21 protein-coding genes are annotated in these 25,014 nt (G+C 63.7%); 17 read left to right on the forward strand and 4 right to left on the reverse strand.

Annotated features, from left to right (window positions below; genetic code table 11):
- The first annotated feature begins 42 nt into the window (after positions 1–42).
- The 9 genes from QZM15_RS24265 (at position 43) to tssJ (ending at position 12,901) form a co-directional block, all read left to right on the forward strand.
- Complete coding sequence (locus QZM15_RS24265; protein ID WP_302107406.1) at positions 43–570, forward strand: hypothetical protein; 528 nt, start codon at positions 43–45, stop codon at positions 568–570.
- 626 nt (positions 571–1,196) lie between these two features.
- Positions 1,197–1,697 (forward strand): hypothetical protein, encoded by a 501-nt coding sequence (locus QZM15_RS24270; protein ID WP_302107407.1) that lies wholly within the window; start codon positions 1,197–1,199, stop codon positions 1,695–1,697.
- Between the two features lie 825 nt (positions 1,698–2,522).
- Entirely contained in the window at positions 2,523–2,780 is a 258-nt protein-coding gene (locus QZM15_RS24275) for a PAAR domain-containing protein (protein WP_081059113.1), read from the forward strand.
- A gap of 3 nt (positions 2,781–2,783) precedes the next feature.
- Positions 2,784–4,022 carry a hypothetical protein gene (locus QZM15_RS24280; RefSeq protein ID WP_302107408.1) on the forward strand — a complete coding sequence of 413 codons (1,239 nt, stop codon included), beginning with the start codon at positions 2,784–2,786 and terminating at the stop codon, positions 4,020–4,022.
- The gene (locus QZM15_RS24285; protein WP_302107409.1) at positions 4,019–7,831 is read left to right on the forward strand and encodes an ImcF-related family protein; all 3,813 of its coding nucleotides are present in this window, start codon (positions 4,019–4,021) and stop codon (positions 7,829–7,831) included. Before QZM15_RS24280 ends, QZM15_RS24285 begins: the two co-directional genes overlap by 4 nt.
- Positions 7,832–7,839: 8 nt before the next feature.
- Positions 7,840–9,423 (forward strand): type VI secretion system protein TssA, encoded by a 1,584-nt coding sequence (gene tssA / locus QZM15_RS24290; RefSeq protein ID WP_302107438.1) that lies wholly within the window; start codon positions 7,840–7,842, stop codon positions 9,421–9,423.
- Positions 9,424–9,433: 10 nt separating this feature from the next.
- On the forward strand, positions 9,434–11,248 hold the full coding sequence (gene tssF / locus QZM15_RS24295; RefSeq protein ID WP_302107410.1) for a type VI secretion system baseplate subunit TssF: 1,815 nt from the start codon (positions 9,434–9,436) through the stop codon (positions 11,246–11,248).
- 17 nt (positions 11,249–11,265) lie between these two features.
- On the forward strand, positions 11,266–12,369 hold the full coding sequence (tssG, locus tag QZM15_RS24300; protein WP_302107439.1) for a type VI secretion system baseplate subunit TssG: 1,104 nt from the start codon (positions 11,266–11,268) through the stop codon (positions 12,367–12,369).
- A 13-nt stretch (positions 12,370–12,382) separates the two neighbouring features.
- Complete coding sequence (gene tssJ / locus QZM15_RS24305) at positions 12,383–12,901, forward strand: type VI secretion system lipoprotein TssJ (protein ID WP_302107411.1); 519 nt, start codon at positions 12,383–12,385, stop codon at positions 12,899–12,901.
- A gap of 106 nt (positions 12,902–13,007) precedes the next feature.
- Here the strand turns inward: tssJ and catC are convergent, their stop codons facing one another.
- Genes catC through QZM15_RS24320 form a run of 3 tightly spaced genes read right to left on the reverse strand, consistent with a single transcriptional unit; the run spans position 13,008 to position 15,409 of the window.
- Entirely contained in the window at positions 13,008–13,298 is a 291-nt protein-coding gene (catC, locus tag QZM15_RS24310; protein WP_059573738.1) for a muconolactone Delta-isomerase, read from the reverse strand.
- A 43-nt stretch (positions 13,299–13,341) separates the two neighbouring features.
- On the reverse strand, positions 13,342–14,244 hold the full coding sequence (gene catA / locus QZM15_RS24315; protein ID WP_060311418.1) for a catechol 1,2-dioxygenase: 903 nt from the start codon (positions 14,242–14,244) through the stop codon (positions 13,342–13,344).
- A 31-nt stretch (positions 14,245–14,275) separates the two neighbouring features.
- Positions 14,276–15,409, reverse strand: a complete 1,134-nt coding sequence (locus QZM15_RS24320) for a muconate/chloromuconate family cycloisomerase (RefSeq protein WP_302107412.1) — start codon at positions 15,407–15,409, stop codon at positions 14,276–14,278.
- Positions 15,410–15,500: 91 nt separating this feature from the next.
- On the opposite strand from QZM15_RS24320, the gene QZM15_RS24325 reads away from it, so the two are divergent.
- The 3 genes from QZM15_RS24325 to QZM15_RS24335 all read left to right on the forward strand — a co-directional run bounded on the left by QZM15_RS24325 (position 15,501) and on the right by QZM15_RS24335 (position 18,827).
- Complete coding sequence (locus tag QZM15_RS24325) at positions 15,501–16,391, forward strand: LysR family transcriptional regulator (protein ID WP_059639069.1); 891 nt, start codon at positions 15,501–15,503, stop codon at positions 16,389–16,391.
- Between the two features lie 347 nt (positions 16,392–16,738).
- On the forward strand, positions 16,739–18,412 hold the full coding sequence (locus QZM15_RS24330) for a methyl-accepting chemotaxis protein (protein WP_302107413.1): 1,674 nt from the start codon (positions 16,739–16,741) through the stop codon (positions 18,410–18,412).
- 118 nt (positions 18,413–18,530) lie between these two features.
- A complete protein-coding gene (locus tag QZM15_RS24335) occupies positions 18,531–18,827 on the forward strand; it encodes a hypothetical protein (RefSeq protein WP_226288546.1) in 297 nt (98 codons plus the stop codon).
- A 243-nt stretch (positions 18,828–19,070) separates the two neighbouring features.
- Here QZM15_RS24335 and andR read toward each other — a convergent pair whose 3' ends face one another.
- On the reverse strand, positions 19,071–20,033 hold the full coding sequence (gene andR, locus QZM15_RS24340; RefSeq protein WP_302107414.1) for an anthranilate 1,2-dioxygenase regulatory protein AndR: 963 nt from the start codon (positions 20,031–20,033) through the stop codon (positions 19,071–19,073).
- 213 nt (positions 20,034–20,246) lie between these two features.
- Between andR and andAc the strand changes: the two genes are divergently transcribed.
- The 5 genes from andAc (at position 20,247) to QZM15_RS24365 (ending at position 24,966) form a co-directional block, all read left to right on the forward strand.
- Positions 20,247–21,518 carry an anthranilate 1,2-dioxygenase large subunit AndAc gene (gene andAc / locus QZM15_RS24345; RefSeq protein WP_034174903.1) on the forward strand — a complete coding sequence of 424 codons (1,272 nt, stop codon included), beginning with the start codon at positions 20,247–20,249 and terminating at the stop codon, positions 21,516–21,518.
- A gap of 14 nt (positions 21,519–21,532) precedes the next feature.
- Positions 21,533–22,009, forward strand: a complete 477-nt coding sequence (andAd, locus tag QZM15_RS24350) for an anthranilate 1,2-dioxygenase small subunit AndAd (RefSeq protein WP_006479528.1) — start codon at positions 21,533–21,535, stop codon at positions 22,007–22,009.
- 26 nt (positions 22,010–22,035) lie between these two features.
- Positions 22,036–22,362 (forward strand): anthranilate 1,2-dioxygenase ferredoxin subunit AndAb, encoded by a 327-nt coding sequence (gene andAb, locus QZM15_RS24355; protein WP_039344765.1) that lies wholly within the window; start codon positions 22,036–22,038, stop codon positions 22,360–22,362.
- A complete protein-coding gene (gene andAa / locus QZM15_RS24360) occupies positions 22,352–23,572 on the forward strand; it encodes an anthranilate 1,2-dioxygenase system ferredoxin--NAD(+) reductase (protein WP_226223853.1) in 1,221 nt (406 codons plus the stop codon). Before andAb ends, andAa begins: the two co-directional genes overlap by 11 nt.
- Before the next feature lie 107 nt (positions 23,573–23,679).
- A complete protein-coding gene (locus tag QZM15_RS24365; RefSeq protein ID WP_089465445.1) occupies positions 23,680–24,966 on the forward strand; it encodes a DUF445 domain-containing protein in 1,287 nt (428 codons plus the stop codon).
- Positions 24,967–25,014 lie beyond the last annotated feature (48 nt).

The following is a 25,014-nucleotide window of genomic DNA, read 5'->3' on the forward strand; positions in this document are numbered from 1 at the left end:
CTGGTTTTGATGTGAATTGGTAAATGCTTGAGGATGCCTTGTGTGAAAACGATCTCAAAGGTGGGTGTCTTGGTGTTGTTAACTATTTGTAATAGCGTGGCCTCTGCTGCGAGCGAAGATTATCTATATGCGGGGAGTCTCTGTCATTGTGGTGAAGTCGAGTACTTTAATTGCAAATTACAGGACTCAAAAAAGATTGCATCGGTTTGTGCGTCTAACAACTCGTCACCCGATCATGGATATGTGCAATATCGCTTTGGGACACAGAGTAATATTGAATACAAGTACCCTGGCGAACTCTTGCACCCGCGCGGAAAAATTTCGATCATTGATGTCTCAAGGCTATCTGAAGGCTTAGGTAGTCATCTAAAGTTTACAAGCGGGCCCTACACCTACGTAGTCTCAAATGCGCTCGTGCCTGGGGAAATTTATGTTTCGAAAAATGGGAAACTGGTATTCGGTCAGATTTGCGAAGGCAATGCATATATCCCGTTCGATAAAGCTGTTCGAAGTGGTGTGGAATATGGGGTCATGGATAACGCCGATAAGCTTGATCAGCATGGAAAGTAGAGGTGAAGAATCTATGTTTTGATTATTTTAAATCGATCTTAGAGGTCGCGAGGTGTTGGGGTTCGTGGCTTTCGTGTTTGTTTTAGGAGTTATAGTATTTTTGAGTTTGTTGACTATTTGGATTCTCGAAATACTAGCGGTATCAATGGCCTTAAATTTTATATTTCTAAAAATGGAAGGGTGTATGACGCTATTCCTCTTCCTGAAAAGATCATTTCAGACTTTCCGGGTCGGGCGGTTGCGAAGCTCAATTTGGCCGACGCGTATTGTGATAGTGAGTACAAGGAGCAAGCTGCGGTATTTTATAGGGCATATTGCGAAAAAATGTCGTCCATCGATCTCAAGGGAAAAATTCGGGAAAATTATTCGATCATATTGATATGGATAAGTGAATTCGTACTGCGAAAAAACACGCAACTAGTCAGCTGCTAGATACTGGGGTCATAGTAAATTGTATAAAATTTCTGATCGTGATGATGCGAGCGTAGATGTAGGTGGCATAACAGAATTGCAAATTTTGGACTTCTAGGTCGCTGCCCTCGCCGGCCAATTTCTGATGAAAATATGTCGGATATTGTTGATCGGAGAAATAATTTCATGCCTATTCGTGGCTGACAGGGGTTGAGATGACAAATAGGAAATTTGCTTTTGTAATTCTCTTGTGCGTGGCGAAAATTAGTGTGGCCGGCGCTGGAGTCGGTGCGGTGAGGGACGAAGAAACTCTGTGTCGAGTAGATGAAGATATTTATTTTAGTTGTCCGCTCGCAAATGAGAAAGTGATTTCAATTTGCGCGAAGAATAACTATGAGCCCGGAGAGGGATATATAAAATATCGATATGGAAGAAATGATGGTTTCTTGGAGATTTTGGAGGGGCATATTGGTTCGGGTAATTTGTTTTCAATATCCGATGTGTCGGAAGGTAGTATCCGTGGCCTTCATTTAAAAATAACAAATGGAGCTTACGTGTATGTTGTATCTTCCGTTTGGCCGGGAGGGGTGTACGTTTCGAGAAATGGAAGGGTGATTATGGATCAAGAATGTCGATCATCGAAGTACAAAAACTTCTCGGATAATGTGTCGGATGGGGTGAAATGGGTATTGCCTTCTGAAGTTGATGTGCATTAGTAAGCGCTAACTGTCTGGGGGCTGACACTAATGGAAGAAGGAGGTCGATTGATTTGTGGCTCGCGCAGTACTTTGGTTGGTCGATTTGGGGCGATTTTTGCATTTGGTGTTGGAGGCTGCGCATATACAGATGAAGTTACGTTGTGTCAGCCGCACGAGGAAATTTACTTCAGCTGTTCATTGGGTGAAAAGATGGTCTCATTGTGTGCATCGGGTAACGTTTCTCCAGACAATGGATATGTTCAGTACAGGTATGGTAGGCCAGACCATATCGATCTACAGTTTCCGAATAAACCGTACCCTCCGGGAAGGTATTTCGGTATGAGCGATATTTCCATCGGACGCTTGAATTTTGTGCACGTGAAATTCAGGGTTTGAACATATGATTACGTGATATATCGGGGTTCTCCGAGTGGGGTGTACGTCAAAAAATGGCCATCTTGTTTCTAATTACGCGTGTGAGCAAGGAGATTATCCGTTGCTGAGTCGGCGGGCATTCCGCGGAATAATGACCGTTCCGGTTGTTGATGATGTGGATAATTAAATGGTCGCGCCATTTGTGGTTAGGGAATTTGATAATTCTGTCAGATCTGAAATTTTTTAAACTGCTTGATCGCCGCCGCCTCTCGCGGGTCGGCAGGATGGGCTAATGTTCTAGATCATGGGTGTGTTCCACTCAAAAGGATCTCTATGTTTATGCCGATTTCAAGCCGTAAAAATGGCATTGTGGTGTTTAAGGATGATCTTTCGTGCCACGGAAACGTGTGGACATGTCCGAAGCCGGGTTGGTCGATGGTTGTTGAATATTCACGAGGGAAAGCTTAAATGAAAAATCTCGCATACGAAGGTGACGCAACGACCCACGGCGGCCGAGTCCTGACTGGCTCCGATCGCATCAAGGTGAAAGGACGCCGCGCAGCCCGCATTGGCGACAAAGTCTCATGCCCGATCCACGGCGACAATGAAATCGTCGAAGGCAGCAGCAGGATGAAGGACGGTACGACACAGCTATCGCGCGACGGTGACCACACACGGTGCGGAGCCGTTCTGATCGCTTCGTCCAGCGGGGCGCGGGTCCGGTAAACGATGCCCATCGACTTCAATCGTGTGCCGCCGCGCGTGAAGGTGTCGGCTGCGCCCCGGGTCTCGGCGCTCGTCTGGACGATTTTGCTGGTACTCGTAATGGGAGCAGGAGCCGGACTGACGATCGCGCTCTGGCCGACGGACCGCTCTGCGAACACGCCATGGTTCTGGTTTTGCGTCGCGGGTTACCCATTTCTGGCATGGGCATTCCTGCTGTTCGCGTGGCTCGGATACGGCTATGCCTGTCGCAATCAGGCGATTGCGACCAATCGCGTGAGCGATGACGCAGAGCAGGCGTGCCATGCAATGGCAGCCAGACCTTTGACGATCGCAGGCCATGCCTGGTGCGTCTCCACTGACGATTCGGAAAACTCACTACAACAGATACTGACGGGCGTCGAAGGAACGAAATCGCGACCAAGCGATGCAGTGGCGGATAGAGAAGTCAATGCACGCTGGCTCAACCTTCCCGATATTCGTTTCTATCCGGGTAACGAAATCTCGGAATATGTTCGCCATCGTTCCGTTTGTACATGGCTGCTCGAGCGCCTGATAGACGGCCTGCTGCCGCAGCTCCGCGCACTGCCGCGGGGAACGAGACTCTACGTCGAACTGAGTCACCACTCGTGGCTGGAGCACGAGGTCGTCGAGACTCAGATACTGAATCTACTCGCTGAACAAGCCCCTGCATTGAACGTGGAGATGGGAGCCAGCGAACCCGCGCTCACGGTATTCAGAGCGGATGCCTGGCACGACGATCGAGACGCCGGGAGCGCCTACCTTCTGGTCGCCGTCGAGCTTCGCAATGCAATCAGCTCGGTACTGTCCGACGGCGTTGCGGAGGCGGGCGTCGCGCTGCTGGTTAGGCGTTTGCGCCCCGAGTCGTCGCCGATGTCCGGCGGACTTCTTTTGCATCGGCCTGCCAAAGGCTCGCTCGATTCTCCTGCCGCAACACTCGAGCTTGCTGCACGGTGGGGACAAACTCCGTCCGACCGTCTGCGTACGGTATGGACGCATGGCCTGGTCGGCGACGGTATCGGTAGCGTTCGCCAAGCGGCGCCGTTGCCGGACGACGCATGCTGGATCGCGCTCGAGACAGCGGTGGGCGACTGTTCGGGCGCAGGGCCCTGGTTGGCCGTGGCCCTCGCTGCAGAAGCGGCCCGGACGACGGGCGATCCGCAATTGGTGCTTTGTGGCGACGATGAGGAACTTTTCGCACTCGTATGCAGAAAACGGACATGAACGACAAAAGCGAGAACAAAACACGATCGGCCGGTTTCTTCATTGGCGTCGCGGCCGTCATCGTATTCCTGGCACTCAGTATCGCAGTGTGGGTGGAGGGGCCTCGTCGCGGGTGGTCGCGCGAAATCCTGATCATCGGCCAGCTTGCGTTGGCATGTGCGTTGCTGCTGGCGATCCTGGCGGTCAAGTTCTTCGAGTGGGTATTGCTGAAGATTGCGGTGTTGAGGGCGTCCAGATGGTTCGCTCGTTTCGATGCCGAAAAGCGCGCCGAATCCGGCGAGCGCAACGATCCGAACCTGTCACCAGGACAGATCAATCGCGCTGCTGCGCTTCGCGAGGTTCTGCGTAACCGCTACGGCTGGCGTTGGGGTTATCGTGACCGCTGGCTGCTTGTCGCCGGAGACACGCCTCTCGTCAGGCGTCTCGCTCCCGAACTGGCCGACATCGGGTACATCGTTCTCGGTAACACGGTCGTGTTGCATGCAAACCAGACCCGTGACCAACTCGACACCGAATGGCTGGATCAAATCCGCCGACTGCGGCGGCGCCGTCCGATCGATGCGATCGTAGCGGTTACCCGCAACCGTAGCGCCGCGAATACTGCGTTCGACACTGATGAGCTCGCTACGCGTCTAGCGCGCCATGCGCGCGCGCTACGCTGGGCCGCGCCCGCTTACCTTCTGAATGTCACGGATTTCGGTAGCGAGTGGCTGGATCCGGACGAAGCCATCGGCTTGACGTGGGCCAACACGTCGATGAGCGGAGAAGCGATCGATGTATCGCTGCGGAACCTCGCCGGCAACCTCGCGGATGCGGGTGTCGCGCGCCTCGCCGCGGATGCCCGCGATCGTTATCCCGCGGAATTGTCCCAGCATGTTTCAAGGCTGCACGAGGCGCTGTCGAACTTGGTGCGGCAAGCGTCTGAATCCAGTATCTGGAGGCATGCGGTTCACGGTCTGATGTTTACGCCGCTGTTCAAGGAGCGTGACGTGATGTCGCCGGATTCCAGTATCGAGAATGACGACGATACGCTCGACAATCCCCACCACCGCACCATCTGGCAAACCGTCGCCGCCCACAGCCGCAACGTACACGGCCGCCGCATCGGCTTTTCGCTATCGACCACGGCGGCGTGGATGGCGACCGTGCTGATCGGCTGCTGGCTCGTCGGCACGATGCTGTCCGGGTTCGGCAACCGTGCAACGATCTCGAGTACAACGGATACGGTTGCGAAGCTCACTGGCGCCTTGAACCCGGCACAGTCACTGCAAACGCTCACCGACCTCGATCGCCAGATCGACACGCTCGAAATCCGTCAGCGCACCGGTGCGCCGTTGATTGCCCGTTTCGGCCTGAATCGCGACGAAGCGTTGCTCGACGCCCTTTGGCCGCACTACGCCGATGCCGCGAACCGTATCCTCATCGGTCCGATCCGCCGGAAGCTCGAGGCAAGACTGCATCAACTCGCGTCGCTGTCCGACGCGGAAATCGCGAGCGGCGGCGAAGCCCAGGTGCAGGCCGCTTACGACACGCTCAAGACGTACCTGATGCTTGCCAGGCCCGAGCAGGCCGTGGCCGCGTTCCTGGCGCCGCAACTCGTCGCGACGTCCGCGCCCGAACGCCCGGCCGGTTCGCAACTGTCGCGCGGCAAATGGGAAGATATGCGTCAGCACGCGATCACGTTCCTTGCCAATCACATCGGGCACGGAGCCGGAGCGGACCGCACCGCGCCGGCGATCGTCCCGGACGGCGCGCTGATCGCGTCCACCCGCCAGACGATTGTCGGCGTGCGCGGCATTCAGAACTCGGGGGATGCGATCTACGAGCAGATCGTCGACGAAGCGACACCGAAATACCCGCCGCTATCACTCGCGACATTGCTCGGCGACGCGGCGTCGCAATCCTCTGCCGGTGGTGCAACGAGCCGAGGCCTGTTCGGCACGACCGCCACGGTACCCGGCGTATTCACGCGTGCAGCATGGGAAGAACGCATCTCGAAGGCAATCGACGAAGCCGGCGAACAACGCGATGTGGCGAGCGACTGGGTACTCTCCGACACCAAGGTTGCCAATGCATCTCCGTCGACATTGAAGGCCGAACTGCGTCAGCGCTATTTCGACGATTACGCGCGGGCATGGGGGCTATTCCTCAACAGTCTGCGTTGGCAACCCGCACCTACGCTATCAGCCACGGCCGATCAACTCACGCTGCTGGGCGACCCGCAGCGCTCGCCGCTCGTCGCGCTGATGAATGCGGTCGTCTATCAGGCGGGAACGGGCGCCAACGCACAGTCGCTGTCCGACACGCTGATCAGCAAGGCGCAGCAACTGGTCGGCGCCGACGAGAAAGATCCGTCGAAGCAGGCGAAGCCACCACTTGCGCCGCTCGCGGCCGCGTTCGGTCCGATCTTGCGTCTGACCGGCAGCGATCTCGTTTCGGCGGCGCGATCCGGCGGCAAGGGCGTCAGCCCGCCCGCGGCAACCGGCGACCTGAGCCTGGCGCGCTACCTGGAGCGAATCACCGCGATGCGCCTGAAAACGGCTCAGATCGTCTCCAGTCCGTATCCGGATTCGATTGCGCGCGTGGCCGCGCAGTCCGTGCTGCAGGGCAAGACGTCCGATATCGCCGACAGTCGCGATTACGCGAGCCGCGTCGCTGCAAGCCTCGGCGAACAATGGTCCGGATTCGGTGCATTGTTCCGTGCGCCGTTCGATCAGTCTTGGCAAGTCATCGTGCAGCCGGCCGCTGCAAGCCTGAACGAAATCTGGCGTACCGCGATTCTTGCCGACTGGAACAGGACATTCGGCGGCCGTTATCCGTTCGCGGATTCCGACAACGATGCGTCGCTGCCCGAGATGGCGCGCTTCATGCGTCCGGACAGCGGCGTGATCGCGCAGTTCGTGACGTCGCAACTGGCCGGTGTCGTCGAACGGCATGGCGATCGATGGGTGGCCTCGCAGGGCGCGGACTCCGGCGCATTGACGATCGATCCGGCTTTCCTCAACGGCTTGAACAAGCTCGCGCGCACGGCGACGGTGCTGTTCCCGTCCGGCGATGCGCGGGTGCGCTACGAGCTGAGAGCGGAGCCGACGCCGGGCGTCACCGACATGCGATTCGTGCTGTCCGGCCGCAAACTGCATTACTTCAACCAGAAGCAGGAGTGGACGCCGTTCGAGTGGCCGGGGCAGTCGCTCGAGAACCTGTCGCACATCGAATGGCAGACGGAGCAGGGCGGCTTGCGCACCGCGCTCGATTCGCAGGGGCGCTTCGGTTTCATCCGGCTGCTGGAGCGCGCGAAGGTCGAGCAACAGGACAACGCGCGCTATCTGCTGACCTGGACGCCGGATACGAGCCAGGGTGTTCCGCTCAGGGTGCAATTGCGCAGCGAAGCCGGCGCCGGCCCGCTCGACGTGCTCCAGTTGCGCCATTTCGCGTTGCCGGCACGCGTGTTCGTGACGGCGGCGGCGAACGCAGGGGCGCGGGTTTCGGCGAGCGGTCCGCCGCCGTTGCCGCCGTCGGCGATCGAGGCCGCGAAGCATGCGGCCGTGCCGCTGCCGCCGGGGCTTCCGGGCAGAAACCCGTTGCCGGATGAAGCGAGGTGGGCGGCGTCGGAGAAGGCATCCGGCCGGAATGCCGATCTCAAGCCGGCTCCAGTGCGTACGCAAACGACCACCTCTGTCCCGACGACACGAACGACGCCGCAGAAGCCTGCGATCTCGCCCGTGGTGACGACGTCGACGCTTTCGGATTCGCCCGCCAGCCCGTTCCGGCATGCCCTCACGCTGCTGGGCGACGCATTCGTTTTTTGAGACCAGCGATGACGCTAGCCAATTTTGTGAAGACCCTTGTCGGCGGCACGCGTGCCGATTCGCTCCATCGGGGACGCACGGACACCTGGGCCGCATGGATCGCGCCGATACCGGGCGAGCATGCGTGCGGGCGCGATCCCGGCTACGAAGAAGCGTTCTTCGAAATGAAGGACGAAGCCGGCAAGCTGTCGGGAATCGACGACGGGTTGATCGCCCGCGCATGCGAACACCTGCTGAAGGAAACCGGCAAGGATTTGCGCGTGGCCGGCTACTACGCGTTCGCGCGCCTGCGGCAGGACGGCCCGGCCGGTTTCGCCGACGGGCTCGAACTGGCCGCGGCGCTTGTCGACCGGTTCGGCGAGGCGCTGTTGCCCGCCCGCCACGAAGCGAAGAAAGCCGCGCTGGAAATGCTCGCCACCGCGCGCGTGATCGACGCGCTGGATCGCCACGGCGATTTCGCGCCGGCCGATCTCGAGCGTGCGCTTGCAGCACTCGGCGTGCTCGTGACGTGCACGCAGGCGTGGCCCGACGCCGCCCGTCCGAATTTGCAGCCGCTCGTGTCGCGCTTCGATAAAAAGGAAGCACCGGCACACAGCGCCGATTCCGGCATGGCAGTGCCGTCAGCAACTGCTCCGGGCAAGACGTCAATCGGCTCGATCGCGTCGACGCGCGATCTGCTCGATCAGGCACGTGCAATGTCGGCGTGGCTTCGGGATCAGGAAAACGGCTACTTGCCGTCGGTGCGCGTCGTGCGAAACATCCGATGGGACACGTTGCACGACGTGCCGCCGTCGGATGCCGCGTCGCATACGCGGCTGGCGCCACCCCGCGCCGAGTTGCGCCAGCAGATGAAACGCCTTGTGCTGCAAAAGCACTGGCACGAGTTGCTGGAGCGGGTCGAAGGCGCGTTCATGGAGGGCGTGAATCACCTGTGGTTCGATCTGCAGTACTTCCAGCATGTGGCGCTCGATCACGTCGGTACGCCGTACAGCGCGTGGCGAGCAGTGCTGCGCGCCGACTTCGCGCTGTTCCTCGAACGGTTGCCGGGCATCGAGCGGCTCGCGTTCAGCGACGGCACGCCGTTCGCCGACGACACGACACTCGAATGGATTGCCCGGCACGCGGTCGTGCGCGACCTGGAGGCGGGAGAGGCCGTTGCGCCGCTGCCGGTCTCCGCGGATAGCGAAAGCGACTCAACCGGCGACTGGCCGGAGATCGAAGCCCAGGCCCGCGAACTGGCGGGGCGTGAGGGTATCGAGGCGGCGTTCGCGTGGCTCGAAGCGCTGCCCGGCATGAAAACCGATCGACATCGCTACTTGCAGCGGCTCGTGATGGCCCGGTTGGCCGACCACGCCGGCCGTCACGATGCGGCGCTCGCGCTCCTGGTCGAACTCGACGCAACATCCCGCTCGCTGCCGCTGATGCGCTGGGAGCCCGCGCTGACGTTCGAGGTCAAGCAACAACTGGTCAAGGCACTGAAGGCGATGAGCAGCCGCAAGGATGCCGACAAGCCCGCGCTCGCGCGCCGGATCGGCGAACTGCATGCGGAACTCATGGTCCTCGATCCCGCGCGCGCATTGACTCTTTCGTAATGGATTTTTCATGGACAACGACGATCCCATCCTGCGCTACTACGAAGCGGAAATGCGGTACTTGCGCGAATCCGGCAAGGAATTCGCGAAGGCGCACCCCGATCGGGCGCGCCTGCTCAATCTCGACCGCGTCGGCGATCGTGATCCGTACGTCGAACGCCTTTTCGAAGGCTTCGCATTCCTGACGGGCCGGCTACGGCAGAAACTCGACGATGAATTGCCCGAGCTGACCGAAGGGCTCGTCAGCCTGTTGTGGCCGCACTATCTGCGGATGATTCCGTCGCTATCGATCGTCGAGCTGACCCCGTTCGCGGAGACGCTTCAGAAAACGATCGTCGTGCCGGCCGGCGTGCCGGTGCGTTCCGCGCCGATCAACGTGCCTTCTCCTGACGGCGCCGGCGGCGTGGCGCCGCGCACGGTGCAATGTCTGTACCGTACGACGCAGGCCGTCGCGTTGCAGCCGGTGTCGCTCACGCATGCCGGGCCGGCCGTGCGTCACGACGGCCGTTCGGTGATCCGCCTGGGCTTCGCGTTGCACGGCTCGGCGCTGCGCAAGGAGACGGATCTGTCTCGGCTGCGGCTGCACCTGAACGCCGATCTGCCGACCGCATTTGCGATGCATCTTGCGTTGACGCGCCAGGTCGATGCGATTCACTGGCGCGTTCCGGAAATACGCGACGGAGAAGCCGTGCCGCTGCCGGGCATCACGATCGAGCCGGCCGGCTTTTCGACGGAAGAACGGCTGTGGCCCAAAGCCGATGCGGCATTCTCCGGATATCAACTGCTGCTCGAATACTTCACGTTCCGCGAGAAGTTTCTGTTCGTCGATCTGTGCGGGCTGGACATCTCCACGCTTCCGGAAACATCGACCCGCTTCGAGCTGGAGATAGTCCTCAAGGACGCGTATCCGTCGGACCAGCGCTTCAACGCGGAAAACGTGCGGCTGTTCTGCTCGCCGGTGATCAACCTGTTCGGACTCGATGCCGAGCCGATCGAGATCGATCATCACGAAACCGAATATCGCGTGGTGCCGGCCGGCCATCAGGGCGAGCATGTCGAGACGTATTCGGTCGATGCGGTCGCGACGTTCGATCACGATACGGCCGAGCGATACGAATACGTGCCGTTCGCGACGTTCCGGCACCGCGGCGGCATGCTGCGGCACGAGGCGCCGGAGCGCTATTTCCACACGCGCGTGCGTTCGGGCGTATCGGGGTTGCACGAAATGTGGGTGATCCTCGGCGGGCACGCGTGGGAGTCGATGGACACGCTGCCCGAGGAAAGCCTGTCGCTGCGCGTGACGGGCACGAACGGGCTGCTGCCGCGCAAGGGGCTGCGCGAGGCGAGCCTCGACGAGCTGGCGGCCAGCACGCCGAACGTCGCGGGTGTGCGCAATCTCGTCGCGCCGACGTTGCCGCTGTATCCGCCGACCGAAGACCGCTTCCAGTGGCGCGTGCTGTCGCATCTCGCGCCGAATTTCCTGTCGATGATGAACGCGGAGGTATTGCGCGGCGCGTTGGCGCTGTACGACTGGACGAACGAGGAGCTGAACCGGCGGCGGCTCGCCGGCATCCTGCATGTATCGCAGGACATGCTGGAAGAAGTATCGGGCGGCGCGGTGGAGCGCGGTGTGCTGATCGAGATCACGCTCGATTCGCACGCGTTCTCCGGCGAAGGCGACGTGATGCTGTTCGGCGAGTTGCTGCATCGGTTCTTCGGCGCGTATGCGGAGATCAATCTGTTCACGAAGCTGGCGATCGTCAGCCTGCCGTCCCGGTCGCGGACGGAATGGCCGCGCAGCAAGGCCCGGCGGGCGCCGCTATGACGGCTTCGATCGATCGGATGGTGGCCGAAGCTGCCGCGTCGAAGGCGGCGCCGACGGTTGCCGGGACGCTGTTCCAGCGAGCGCCGAAGATGACGTTCATGCAGTTCTGTCGGCTGCTGGAGGCGTGTGCGCCCGAACGCGCCGGGTTCGGTACGCGCGATACGCCGGAGCATGAGCCGGTACGGTTCCGGCCGCGTCCGCGGTTGGGGTTTCCGGCGGGCGAGATGGCCGCGGTCGAATTCGACGACGAGCACCCCGAGGCGCCGCCGACCGTGCGCACGACGTTCATGGGGCTTTACGGCGTCGATGCGGCGATGCCGTCGCACATGATCGACGAGATCGTACTGCGGGAGGAAGGGCATGAGGCGGTCGAGGCGTTTCTCGATCCGTTCAACCACCGGATGGCGACGCTGCTGTATCGCGCATGGAAGAAATATCGTTATCCGGAGCGTTTCCAGGCCGGCGGAGTCGACGATTATTCGCGCAGCCTGTTGTGTCTCGCCGGATTCGGATGGGGCGACAAGCCCTTGCGTGCGGGTTTGCCGGATTCCCGGATGCTCGCCCTGCTGGGGCTGCTGATCCAGCGGACACGCACGTCGGAAGGGCTGGCCGGCGTGGTGGCGCTCGCCGCGCCGGGAGCCGATGTTCGGGTGGACGAATTCTGGGCGGTGACGACGAGTAGCGGTCGGCCAAAGCCGTTGACGTCGGCGAAGCCGGATGCGGACGTGCTGTCGAACGGGAAGCGAGGCGGGCTCGGCGGCGGTTACGTGCTCGGCAGGCGTCTCGCGTATCGCAGCCGCGCGGTGCGCGTGACATTGCGGCCGGTCGACGAACGGCAGGCTCAGGACCTGTTGCCCGGTGCGCGGCTGCATCGAGAGGTGATGGCATTCATCCAGCTGTATGTCGGCGTCAAGGCCGATGTGCATTTGCGGATGGAAGTGTCGTCAAGGTTCGTTCCGCATCCGACCGTCGGCGTCGAACATGCCGGCCCGGCGCCGCGTCTCGGCTGGACGACGGTGCTGCCGTCGGTCGATGAACGCATGATCGGCATCGCGCTTGGCGTGTACGAGGCGTTTCCCGTACCGCAACCCAACCCGCATCTCGTGCCGCGCACGATCTGATTCCGGAGTTCCCATGTTCTATCGAATGAGTGGTGCCATCGCTGTCGCCGTCTTGCTGCTGTCAGGTTGCGGTGCCTGGCAGTCCGTGTCGGACGCATCGTCGAATGCGTATCGCGCCGTGTTTTTCAAGCAGGTGAAGGTGCTTGACGTCGATCTGGTCGCCCGTGCCGAACTGAACCCCGACGACGCAGGGCGGCCGACGTCGGTTGCCGTTCGCGTCTACCAGTTGAAGGACCGCAAGATGTTCGACGGAGCATCGTACGACGATCTGTTGAAGAACGACCGGACGGTGCTTGCTCAGGATCTGCAGGCCGAAATGTCGGCCGTCGTGAACCCCGGGGCGTCGTCGAGCTTGTCTCAACCGATGCAACGCGAGACGGAGTATGTGGCGATCGTCGCGTTGTATCGCGTCCCGGGCGCAGCCGGCGGCTGGAAGCGCATCATCGAGAAAAGGAAGCTCGATCCGGACAAGCCGCTACGCGTCGGTTTGACGTCGACCGGATTGCAGATGGCGGGGGATAGATCGAAGTGATCGCACTGCTGTCGGGGGCGCGAAAGAGACCGCGCTGACGCAGGCGACTTGAACTGAAAATGCGGCCCATGCGCCGGTTGCCCGGCGATGATGGGCCGCAAGGGCATCACCGATCGTCGTCCCGTACCGAAGACGGATGCCGGCACAGCGCCCGCACGTCCATCTCCATGTACGGAAACAGCGGCAACTGGCTCAGCACGTCGTGCAGCTGCTGCACGCTCTCGACGTCGAAAATGCTGACGTTCGCATACTGCCCGGCGATGCGCCACAGATGGCGCCAGACGCCTTCGTTCATCAGCCGCTGGCACATCGCCTTTTCCTCGGCCTTCAGCGTGGCCGCCTTGACCGGGTCCATGTCCGCCGGCAGGCGAACGGTCATTTCCACATGAAACAGCATCCTGCACTCCTTGCGTTGTCGATTCGTCGAACGGGAAGGGCGCTCACGCCTGCGCGCGGGCCCGCTCGACTTCGCTGCCCGGCACGTCCTGCTTTTCCTTGACCAGCGAGAAGTCGAAGTCGATCAGCGCGAACTGCCCGTCGACGCCGTACGGCTTGCCTTCCGCGCCCTCGGCCTGCCTGACCGGCGGGATCAGCCCGTCGCGCGTCGCGAACGCGAAGTCGTCCCACAGATGCGGATCGCCATCGATGTTGATCTGCGTCGTCAGCTTACGATAACCGTCCGCGGAAACGAAGAAGTGAATGTGCGCCGGACGATGGCCGTGGCGGCCGAGCTGGTCGAGCAGTTGCTCGGTCTTGCTGCCCGGCGGCACGCTGTAGCCGACCGGCAGCACGCTGCGGAAGCTGTAGCGGCCTTCGGCATCGGTGCGGATCGAGCGGCGCAGGTTGAACGCGGGCTGCGACGGGTCGAAGTACGAGTAATTGCCCAGATGGTTCGCATGCCACACCTCGACCAGCGCGTTCGCGAGCGGTGCGCCATGCTCACCGAGCACCTGGCCGCGCATGATCAGCGTCTGGCCCGGATCGGTGCCGTCGTCGAGGCGCGCATGGCCGACCGATTCCGGCGCGCCGGCGACATACAGCGGGCCTTCGATCGTGCGCGGCGTGCCGCCCTGGATGCCGGCCTTTTCCTCGGCTTCGTCCATCCGCACGTCGAGGAAGCGCTCGAGGCCAAGGCCTGCGGCGATCAGCCCGAATTCGCGGCCGGCTTCGTTCAGGAAGTTGAGCGCCGTCCAGAATTCGCTCGGCTGCACGTCGAAGTCCTCGATCGTGTAGCAGATGTCCTTCACGATCCGGTTGACGATCGCGCGCACGCGCGGGTTGCCGGGCTTCTCGGCCGCGTCGTCGAAGGTCTTCAGCAGGGCGTCGATGGCTTGCTTGTTCATCTGTGTCTCCGGTTTCGGTTGTCGTGTGGGGTCAGCGGGCGCCGCGTCGCATCCGTTCGATGCGGGCCCAGTCGAAGGTGATGCCGAGGCCGGGCGCGGCCGGCAGATGCAGCTTGAAATCCTGGTAGCGCAGCGGCTCGACAAGAATCTCCTCGGTGAGCAGCAGCGGGCCGAACAGTTCGGTGCCCCATTTCAGCGAGTCGAACGTGCTGAACAACTGGGCGGACGCCATCGTGCCGGCCGCGCCTTCGAGCATCGTGCCGCCGTACAGCTCGATGCCGGCGGCCGCGGCGATCGACGCGACGCTCGCCGCGCCCTGCAGGCCGCCCGATTGCGCGATCTTCACCGCGAACACGTCGGCCGCGCGATCCTGCGCGAGCGCGAACGCATCGACGGGACCGTGCAGCGCCTCGTCGGCCATGATCGGCACCTGCGCGAGCTGCGTGAGGCGTTTCAGCCCCGCGCGATTGGTCGCGGCGATCGGCTGCTCGACGAGGCTCACGCCGGCGTCGGCGAGCCGCGCGCCGGCCCAGATCGCATCGGTTTCGCTCCAGGCCTGGTTCACGTCGACGCGCACGTCGCCGCGCTCGCCGAGCGCGCGCTTGATCGCGACGACGTGCGCCACGTCGTCGGCGACCGCGTTCGAGCCGATCTTCAGCTTGAACGCGCGATGGCGGCGTGCGTCGAGCATCGCTTCGGCTTCCGCGATGTCACGTTGGGTATCGCCGCTCGCGAGCGTCCACGCGACATCGACCGCATCGGTCCGGCGCCCGCCAAACAGCTCGGACAGCGGCACGCCCAGGCGCCGCGCCTGCGCGTCGAACAGCGCGGTCTCGAGCGCGCATTTCGCGAAGCGGTTGCCCTGGAACAGCTTGCGCGCACGCGCCATCGCGGCGCCCGGGCGCGTCGCGTCCATGCCCCGCAACAGCGGCGCGAAGTAGGTATCGATGTTGACCTTGATGCTTTCGGGGCTCTCATCGCCATAGGCGAGGCCGCCGATGGTCGTCGCCTCGCCGACGCCTTCGATACCGTCCGTGCATCGAACGCGGACGAGCACGAGGGTCTGGCAATTCATCGTCGCGACCGACAACTTGTGGGGCCGGATCGTCGGCACGTCGACCAGCAGCGTCTCGATGCGTTCGATAGTGGCGGCAGTTGCTATCATGCGATTCCTCCTGTTGGTGCACATGGTAGGAATTCCCGCCCCGCGTCGTCCAACACTCTTTCCGACTACTTCCATACCTTTGAGGCATGAAATGGAATTGCGTCAGCTCCGTTACTTCATCGCCGTCGCCGAGGAAATGAACATCACGCGGGCCGCGGAGCGGCTGCACATGACGCAGCCGCCGCTGAGCCGCCAGCTCCAGGCGATCGAGGAGGAGATCGGGCTGCCGCTGTTCGAGCGCGGCGCGCGGCCGTTGAAACTGACCGATGCCGGGCGCGTGTTCCATGCGCAGGCGAAACGTCTGGTCGACCAGGCCGACGAATTGGGGCCGCTGACGCGGCGGCTCGCGCAACTGTCGGAGCGGATCGTGATCGGTTTCGTGCCGTCGACGCTGTACGGCGCGCTGCCGGACGTGATCCGCGCGTTTCGCGAGGCGCAGCCGGACGTCGAGCTGTCGCTGATCGAAATGTTCACGCTCGAACAGCTCGGCGCGCTGAAGGGCGGGCGGATCGACGTGGGGTTCGGCCGCTTGCGCTTCGACGACGACCAACTGGTGCGCGAGGCGCTGATCGAGGAAAAGCTGATCGCGGCGCTGCCGCTCGGGCATCGGCTCGCCGATCCGGCCCGGCCGCTGACGCTCGCGGATCTCGCGGACGAGACGATGATCGTCTACCCGAGCACGCCGCGGCCGAGCTTCGCCGATCAGCAGTTGTCGGCGCTGCGCGACGGCGCGGTCGTGCCGGCGGCCGTGCACGAGGTGCGCGAGTTGCAGACGGCGCTTGGGCTCGTGGCGGCGCAGGTGGGCGTGTCGCTGGTGCCGGAAAGCGTGGAGGGCGTGCGCGTGAAGGGGGTGGTTTACCGGCGGCTGCCGGAGCCGGCCGCGACGTCGCCGATCATCATGAGCCGCCGGCTGCACGGTGAGAGCGCGGCCACGGCGGCGTTCTGTGCGATTGCACGGGAGATGTTCGTGCCGGCGGCGTGACGTGACTCGAGCGCGAATCGCAACTAACGGCCTATTTTGGCGCGCTCCTCCGAAAGGGAATCGGGCTTGTCGCCGCGGCTTCGTGCCGTCGACCGGGCGCCGGCCGCCCTATTAATGAGATAACTGGCCGGCGAAATAAGCGTCTCTCAGGTTGCACTCAATTTAATGTATTAAAAAATAAACGTAATAATGAGATAATGGGTGGCGACGCATATTGATTCTTGCTGTGTGCGGTTTTAATTGTTGCAATATCGAATCATAAATAATCTGATTTTCTCCCCGTAAACCAGGGTCATGAAGCGGCACTTTTCATTCATTGCCGACCTGGAAAACCGGAGGGGAACGAGGTGAGTCGATTTGCGAAAAGCATAAAGTTCAGGATTTTTGCCACCCTTGCGGTGTGCGTCGCGTTGATGGTCGCAATTGGCGCGTTCGGTGTATTCGGTCTGTCCAGACTGAATTCGAATCTCCATCGCGCCTATACGGGCAATACGGTGCCGATCGTCGAATTGACGGAAATCAGCGCGCTCGCGTTCAACATACGGTTGCAAATGCGCCGGCTGCAGGCCGAGCATGACCCCGTGCTCATGCGCAGCGCGGTCGACGACATTCGCACGCAACAAAGCCGTCTCGATACGATCTGGGGCCGTTATTACGGGGAATCGATCACGAGCGACAAGGAGCGCATCATCGCCGAGCGCATCCGCAGCGTGCTGCCGCAGTTCCGGGCCGGGGTGAATGACGTGGCCGCGGCGATGAACGGCGGCGATCACGACGCGGCCAGGGCGGTGATCGAGCGATTGTCGCCGACCGCGAACCTGCTCAGGCAGGCGCTCGAGGACGACATCGCGCTGAACGTCGAGCAGGCGAAATCGTTCGTCGACGACAGCGAATCGACCTTCCGCAACATTCTGTGGATCGCGATCGGCCTGATCGGTGTCGGTCTGCTGGTCGCGGTGTGGGCGTCGGCGCATCTGCTGCGGCATATCTCGACGCCGCTCGGCAAGGCCGTGCGCGTGGCCGACGAAATCGCGGGCGGCCGGCTGGACAACCGGATCGACATCGACTCGCACGACGAATTCGGCCAGTTGCTCGGCGCGCTGGAGACGATGGACCGGCAGCTCGGCACGACGGTGCGCGGCATCAAGCGCAGCGCGGAATCGGTGGCGATCGCGTCGCACCAGATCGCGAGCGGCAACGCGGATCTGTCGGCTCGCACGGAGGAGCAGGCCGCGTCGCTCGAGGAAACCGCATCGAGCATGACGCAACTGACGGAGACCGTGAAGCAGAACGCCGACAACGCGCAGCAGGCGAACACGCTCGCGACCCGCGCGACGGACATCGCGGACGCAGGCCACGACGCCGTGCAGCACATGGTCGCGACGATCGAGCAGATCAGCGATCGCTCCAGCCAGGTGTCCGACATCACGGGCGTCATCGAGGGAATCGCGTTCCAGACCAACATTCTCGCGCTCAATGCGGCGGTGGAAGCGGCGCGCGCGGGCGAACAGGGGCGTGGTTTCGCGGTGGTCGCGAGCGAAGTGCGCAACCTCGCGCAGCGCTCCGCGAGTGCCGCGAAGGAGATCAAGGAACTGATCGGCGCGTCGGTGTCGATGATCCATGACAGCGCGCAGCAGGCCGCGGACGTCGGCGCGACGATGGGGCAGGTGAAGCAGGCGATCAAGCAGGTGTCCGACATCGTCGCCGAAATCGCGGCTGCGTCGCGGGAGCAGAGCCAGGGAATCGAGCAGGTCAACGTGGCGATCGGGCAGATGGAGGGCGTGACGCAGCAGAATGCGGCGCTCGTCGAGCAGGCGGCCGCGGCGTCGCATTCGCTCGAGGAGCAGGCCGGCCATTTGCAGGCGGCGATGTCGGCGTTCCGGCTGGCGGAGGCCTCCCCGGACGAGCCCGCCGCGCCGGCGGTTGCGCCTGCGGCGCGGGTGCAGCCTCCGGCGGCGGCGCGGCCGCCGAGCGTGCCGGTAGCGGCAGCGGGTCGGGCCGCCGAGTGGCACGCGTTTTGAATGCCACGCGGGCCGCGCTTGTGGCGACGTGCATGCCGGTGCGCCAGACACGCCGGCGCGCGCGTTCGCCGTTCACTTTCACGATCCGTCCGCGGCGATGCGGGCGGTGGATCTGTTCATGACGCTCATGACGAACCCGACTCAGGCAGTACTGACGCTCGACGCGCTCGTCGACACGTGCGCGCGTTTCGATCCGTCCGACGCGGATCAGCGGCTGATCGTGCGCACGATGGTCGTGCCGATGCTGGCGCGGCGGCTGAAATGGCTGGAATTGCTGCTGCGCGCGTGCCCGCATAGCCCCGCCACGCGGGCGATGTTCGAACAGGTGGAACGTGCGCTGGCCTGCGCGTCGTCGCGACTGGATGGCCCGCGATTGCCGCCCGCGGGCGCTGCCGACACAGCGCAACCGGCATGACCGGCGCAAACGGCGCAGGCATGGGCACCAGCGGCACTAACCGCTGACGCCGCTGACGCCGCTCGCGCTGCGCGCGCCATCGCAGCAACCGGTGCCGGAGACGGCCGCGGCCACCGAAGCGGTCGGCGCCGCGCGGTACCGCAATGATCGTCGGCCCGCTTGTCGCCGTGCGCGCGTGCCATGCAACAGGCAACCGCCCGTGCTGCCGCGGGCGCGTCCGCCCGAAAGCGCGCGGACGTGCGCTCAGCGCAGCCCGTCGAGCGTCTCCGACGGCGATTCGCCGAACTTTTCCCGATACGCGATCGCGAACCGCCCGAGATGGGTAAACCCGCAGTCGAGCGCGATATCGGCGATCCGCCGGTTGGATGCCGCGCCGCACAGCAGTTCGCGCGCGTGCGCGAGCCGCGTCGCGCGCAGGTATTGCATCGGGCTCATGCCGCGGAATTGCAGGAACGCGTCGCGCAGCGTCCGTTCGGGCACGTTGGCGGCCTGGACGATATCGGCGAGCTGCAGCGGCTGCGCGTAATGCGCATCGACGAACTCCTGCGCGCGCCGCACGAAGCCCGGCGCCGGGTCGCGGTGCGATGCGTGCGGCACGGACGACGGCGGATGGCCTTCGATCAGCAGGTCGATCAGCAGATGCTCGAGCTGCGACGCGACCCGCGGGTTCGCGTTCGCGCGTTCGAGCAGCTCGGGCGAGCGCGCGACGAGCATCAACTGCTGGCGCCACGCGGCGAGCGCGGCGTCGCTGACGTGCAGCACGGGATCGAGCGTCGCGCGCGGGTCGCCGGTCAGCGAGCCGACGGTCGCCGCGTCGATGCGCAGCACGAATTGTTCGCAATCGGCCGACAGCACCGCGTCGAAGCGCTCGCCGGGCGCGCACAGCACGCCGGTCTGGCCGTCGACGCCGAGCCGACGCCCCATCGCATGGACTTCCGCGTGCCCGGACAGGCAGAACATCAGCAGGTAATAGCCGTCGACTGCGTCGACCTGCACGCGCATCGCGTCGCCGAACGCGATCGTGCCGATCCCGAGCCCGCCCAGCCTGACGAAATCCATGTGCGACGCCCCGTGCACGCGGCCGCTCGGCAGCAGCGCGTGCGGCTGCATCACGCGCGAGATCCGCTCGCGCGTCTCGTCGAGATCGCGGGATTCGAACAGCCGGTGCGCGCGCAGCGCGAGCGGCTCGAACGACGTTGGGGACATGGGCTTCAGCCTTGGTATGGACGGCACGCGCTTCGATCCGGCGAACGGGGGCGCGATCGTGCGCCAGCCGCGTGTGCCGTCATGCTAGCGCAGAAATCCGCCGAAAGTGGATATTGCGCCGCCGCAATCGCACTTTCCGGATAGACGCCGAATATTAGCTTTTCAAAAATCGGCTCCATGCATTCAACGCAACGGATCGACAAGGAGTCCGACATGGAGCAGACAGAATCGCCCGTCGTTTTCGCCGCACGCGGCGACGCATCCGACGTGACTTTCCCGCACGACGACGGCTCGCGCGTGCCGTACAAGGTGTTCAGCTCGCGGGCGGTCTACGATCGCGAGCAGGAACGCATCTTCCGCGGGCCGACGTGGAATTTCGTCGCGCTCGAAGCGGAAATCCCGAACGCCGGCGACTTCAAGAGCACGTTCGTCGGCGACACGCCGGTGGTCGTCACGCGCACCGAGGACGGCGCGCTGTCCGCATGGGTGAACCGCTGCGCGCACCGCGGCGCGCAGGTGTGCCGCAAGTCGCGCGGCAACGCGAGTTCGCACACGTGCGTCTATCACCAGTGGAGCTTCGACAACCAGGGCAACCTGCTCGGCGTGCCGTTCCGGCGCGGCCAGAAGGGAATGACCGGGATGCCGGCCGATTTCGATCCGAAGCAGCACGGGCTGCGCAAGCTGCGCGTCGACAGCTATCGCGGGCTCGTGTTCGCGACCTTCAGCGACGAGGTCGCGCCGCTGCCCGACTATCTCGGCGAGCAGATGCGCCCGTGGATCGACCGGATCTTCCACAAGCCGATCGAGTATCTCGGTTGCACGCGCCAGTATTCGAAGTCGAACTGGAAGCTGTACATGGAGAACGTGAAGGACCCGTATCACGCGAGCATGCTGCACCTGTTCCATACGACCTTCAACATCTTCCGCGTCGGGATGAAGGCGCGCTCGATTCCGGACGCGAATCACGGGCTGCACAGCATCATCACGGTGACGAAGACGGGCGACGACACGTCGGCCGCGTACAAGCAGCAGAACATCCGTTCGTTCGACGAGGGCTTCCATCTGGAAGACGAGTCGATCCTCGATCTCGTGTCGGAATACGACGAGGACTGCACGAACCATATCCAGCCGATCTTCCCGCAGCTCGTGATCCAGCAGATCCACAACACGCTGGTCGCGAGGCAGATCTTGCCGAAGGGGCCGGACAACTTCGAGCTGATCTTCCACTTCTTCGGCTATGCGGACGACACGCCCGAGCTGCGCGCGCTGCGCATCAAGCAGGCGAACCTGGTCGGGCCGGCCGGCTATATCTCGATGGAAGACACGGAGGCGACCGAGCTCGTGCAGCGCGGCACGGTGCGCGATGCCGACGCGACGTCGGTGATCGAGATGTCGCGCGGCAATCCGGACCAGCAGGACACGGTGATCACCGAGAGCCTGATCCGCAAGTTCTGGGTCGGCTATCAGAAGCTGATGGGCTATTGAGGCGGGAGCAAGAAATGACGGAAGACATGAAGACGTGGTTCGAGATTTACATGCTCCAGAACCGCTACATCGGGCACCTCGACAACGACCGGCTCGAACATTGGCCGGAAATGTTCACCGAGGACTGCACGTACGAAATCGTGCCGAAGGAGAACGCCGATCTCGGGCTGCCGGTCGGGATCGTCCACTGCACGAACCAGCGGATGCTGCGCGACCGCGTGGTGTCGCTGCGGCACGCGAACATCTACGAGGAGCATACGTACCGGCACATGACGTCGGGCCTGACGATCGTCGCCGAACGCGACGGCGAATTCGATACCGAGAGCAACTACGTGGTCGTGCAGACGCGCAGCAACGGCGAATCGAACGTGTACCAGGCCGGCAAGTACTACGACACGGTGGTCCGCACGCCCGACGGCTTGCGCTACAAGACCAAGCGCGTGATCTACGACACGTCGCGCGTGCAGACGCTGCTCGCGACGCCGATCTGACCGCTCCGACGAAGCAAGGAAACGACATGACCGAAGCAACGCTGGCCGAGTGGCATCCGCTCGGCGCTTTCGACGAATTCTCCGAAGACGAACCGGCGGCGCGCGTCGCCGGCCAGAAGCCGATCGCCGTGTTCCGGATCGGCGACGAACTGTTCGCGATGCACGACCTCTGTTCGCATGGTCACGCGCGCTTGTCCGAAGGCTATGTGGAGGACGGCTGCGTCGAATGCCCGCTGCACCAGGGGCTGATCGACATTCGCACGGGCGCGCCGAAATGCGCACCGATCACCGAGCCGGTGCGGACCTATCCGATCCGGATCGTCGACGGGCAGGTGGAAGTCAATGTCGGCTGATCCGGTCGTGATCGTCGGCGCCGGCCACGCGGCGCGGCGCACGGCCGAAGCCCTGCGCGCACGCGATGCGGCGGCGCGCATCGTGATGATCGGCGCGGAGCGCGAGCTGCCGTACGACCGGCCGGCGCTGTCGAAGGACGCGCTGCTGAGCGATGGCGGCGAACAGCGCGCGTTCATCCGGGATGCGGCGTGGTACGACGCGCAGCGCATCGCGCTGCGGCTCGGCACGCGCGTCGAGGCGATCGAGCGCGATGCACGGCGCGTGCGCCTCGACGACGGGACGACGCTGCCGTATGCGCGACTCGTGCTCGCGACGGGTTCGCGGGTGCGTGCGTTCGGTGGTCCGGTCGACGCGGGCGTCGTGCCGCATTACGTGCGTACCGTTGGCGATGCACGTTCGTTGCGTGCGCAACTTGCTGCGGGGCGTCGCGTGGCGGTGCTCGGCGGCGGCTTCATCGGCCTCGAGGTCGCGGCGGCGGCGCGCCAGCTCGGCTGCGACGTGACGGTGATCGATCCGGCGCCCCGGTTGCTGCAGCGCGCGTTGCCGGAAGTGGTCGGTGCGTTCGCGCATCGGCTGCACGATGCGCGCGGCGTGAGCTTCCGGTTGGCGACGCTGCCGCGCGCGATCCGTCGCGCGCCGGGCGGCGGCGCGATCGTCGAAACCGATCGCGGCGACGTGCCGGCCGATATCGTCGTGGTCGGCATCGGCGTGGTGCCCAACGTCGAGCTCGCACAGGCGGCCGGGCTCGACGTCGACAACGGGATACGCGTCGATGCGGGCTGCCGCACGGCCGATGCGGCGATCTTCGCGGCGGGCGAGGTGACGATGCACTTCAATCCGCTGCTCGGGCGGCATGTGCGGATCGAATCGTGGCAGGTGGCCGAGAACCAGCCGGCCGTCGCGGCCGCGAACCTGCTCGGCGCCGACGAGCGCTATGCCGAGCTGCCGTGGCTGTGGTCCGATCAGTACGACTGCAACCTGCAGATGCTCGGGCTGTTCGGCGGCGAACGCACGATCGTCGTGCGCGGCGATCCGGCGAGCGGGCCGTTCACGGTGTTCGGGCTCGGCGACGACGGCAGGATCGTCGCGGTGGCCGCGGCGAACCTCGGGCGCGACATCGGCGCGTCGCGCCGGCTGATCGCGGCAGGCGCGGCGCCCGATCCGGTGAAGCTGGCCGATCCGGCGGTCAGCCTGAAGGCGTTCATGTAGCGGGGCACTCGCGGCGCGCATGCGCCGTGTGTGCGACGCCGACCGCGGGTTTGTCGGCTGCGGCGAAATCGGGGATATTAACGACATCGCCGATCCGCCCGTCCTCCATGACGCCAGACAAAGCCCTCGAACTGAAACGAAGCAAGCGCCGTGCGCTGTGGCTGCTGCTGGCGGCCGTCGCGGTGTTCGTCACGACCATCCTGCTGCCGCGCGGCCCGTGGGTCGACGGTTTCAAGGCCGTCGCCGAAGCCGCGATGGTCGGCGCGCTCGCCGACTGGTTCGCGGTCGTCGCGCTGTTCCGCCGCGTGCCGATCCCGTTCGTGTCGCGCCACACCGAGATCATCCCGAAGAACAAGGACAAGATCGCCGACAACCTCGCGGTGTTCGTGCGCGAGAAATTCCTCGGCCCCGACGCGCTCGCCGCGCAGATCCGCCAGCACGACCCGGCGCGGATGCTCGGCGCGTGGCTCGGCGAGCCGGCGAACACCGACGCGCTCGGCGGCTACGTGACGAAGCTGATGAGCTTCGCGCTCGACATGACCGACGACGCGCGGATCCAGTCGTTCGTCCACGATGCATTCCGCGCGGTGATCGACCGGGTCGACCTGTCGCAATCGGCCGGTGCGATCCTCGACACGCTGACGAAGGACGGCCGCCACCAGGCGCTGCTCGACGACGCGATCGAACAGGTGGTGGACGTGCTCGGCAAGGAAGAGAACCGCGAGGTGATCGCGGGCTTCATCGTCGAATGGCTGAAGACGCAATACCCGAAGGTCGAGAAGATCATGCCGACGCAGTGGTTCGGCGAGAACGGCGCGCGGATGCTCGCGAGTGCGGTGAGCCGCGTGCTGGAAGGCGTGGCGGCCGACCCGGAGCATGAACTGCGGCAACGCTTCGACCGGACGGTCGTGCGGTTGACCGAGCGGCTGAAGCACGACCCCGCATTCATCGCGAAGGGCGACGAGATCAAACGCTACATCCGCGACGGCGACGCGTTCAACGACTATGTGCGCGACTTGTGGGGCCAGTTGCGGGCCTGGCTGAAGGCCGATCTCGCGCGCGCCGATTCTGCGCTGCACCGGCAGGCCGCGACGCTCGGCGGCTGGCTCGGCGCGCGGCTCGCCGAGAGCCCGGCGCTGCGCGCGTCGCTGAACGAGCATATCGAGAAGGCCGTGCACGAGATGGCGCCCGATTTTGCCGATTTCCTGATGCGTCACATTCGCGACACGGTGCGCAACTGGGATGCGCGCGAGATGTCGCGACAGATCGAACTGAACATCGGCAAGGATCTGCAGTACATCCGCATCAACGGCACGCTGGTCGGCGGGCTGATCGGACTCGGGTTGTATCTGGTGTCGCTGGCGCCGCGCTGGGCGGCCGGCTGGCTGCACTGACGCGGGCACGGGCGTTGCGCGCATGACGCGACGCCGCGCGCCGCCGGA

The organism is Burkholderia sp. AU44665, assembly GCF_030504405.1.
Classification (GTDB): domain Bacteria; phylum Pseudomonadota; class Gammaproteobacteria; order Burkholderiales; family Burkholderiaceae; genus Burkholderia; species Burkholderia semiarida.